The sequence below is a fragment of the Pseudomonas sp. 2995-3 genome (genome assembly GCF_002742565.1).
GTDB lineage: Bacteria > Pseudomonadota > Gammaproteobacteria > Pseudomonadales > Pseudomonadaceae > Aquipseudomonas > Aquipseudomonas edaphica.
In genome coordinates this window covers 1-440 of sequence record NZ_LJSB01000167.1, presented here as the reverse complement: position 1 = coordinate 440, position 440 = coordinate 1, and the positions used below count along the sequence as shown (strand labels likewise).

Here is a 440-nt window from a genome sequence, read left to right as displayed (position 1 = left end):
CGCCCCTGCTCGTCGGTATACACGAGCGTTTCGCCGCCCTCGGGATGCGGCTGAATGTCGACGCATACTTCGTAGGGTACGCTCCAGCCGACGCCAAACAGGCTGCCCGGGCGCTCATCGCGGCTGTTGTAGAAGCGCTGCCAGTCAATCGGGAGGATACCCGGCAGCACGAAATCCAGGTCGTCGACGTCGCCCAATACCTTCGCACCCGTCGCGGCATGCACCGGGTTCGACGAGCCCATCGCGGCGTTGGCCGCAGCGCCCATCGCGCTGCTGATGGCCATCGAAGTGGCGCCGCTGACCAACATGCACGGCAACTTGCTGAAGAACTTGCCTTTGCCACCCTTTAGCATCAACAACGCCGTAACCGCCAACCCGACGCCAGGCGTCTTGCCGCTGCGAATCTCACGCACCACCACCGAACCGCCACCAATGGTCAC

1 protein-coding gene is annotated in these 440 nt (G+C 63.9%); it reads right to left on the bottom strand.

Features of this window, described 5'->3' with window-relative positions; genetic code table 11:
* The coding region (locus tag AOA62_RS11715; RefSeq protein WP_256592316.1) for a DUF6531 domain-containing protein at positions 1 to 440 on the bottom strand (440 nt) is incomplete at both ends.